The organism is Burkholderia sp. Bp8986, from assembly GCF_003854225.1.
Taxonomy (GTDB): domain Bacteria; phylum Pseudomonadota; class Gammaproteobacteria; order Burkholderiales; family Burkholderiaceae; genus Burkholderia.
The window spans coordinates 1-401 of sequence record NZ_QTQM01000217.1 but is presented as its reverse complement, the minus strand read 5'-3'; the positions used below and the strand labels follow the sequence as shown (position 1 = coordinate 401).

1 protein-coding gene is annotated in these 401 nt (G+C 65.1%); it reads left to right on the top strand.

The window, feature by feature from the left end:
- A partial coding sequence (locus DID99_RS36960; RefSeq protein WP_409362730.1) for an NAD(P)/FAD-dependent oxidoreductase occupies positions 1-401 on the top strand: 401 nt, incomplete at both ends.

Below are 401 nucleotides of genomic sequence, written 5' to 3'. Positions count from 1 at the left end.
CTCGAGAAGGGTTCCGAGATCGGCGCACACATCCTGTCGGGCGCGGTGATGGACCCGCGCGCGATCACCGAGCTGTTCCCCGACTGGAAGGAACAGGGCGCGCCGTTGAACGTCGAGGTGACCGAAGACCGCTTCCTGTTCCTGTCCGAGAGCAGCGCGGTCACGACGCCGAACTGGGCGCTGCCCGACAACTTCAAGAACCACGGCAACTACGTGATCTCGCTCGGCAACGTCACGCGCTGGCTCGGCCAGCAGGCGGAAGCCCTGGGCGTCGAGATCTTCCCGGGCTTTCCCGCTGCGGAGATTCTCTACAACGACGACGGTTCCGTGAAGGGCGTCGCCACCGGTAACATGGGCGTGGGCAAGGATGGCGAGCCGACCGAGAACTTCCAGCTCGGCAT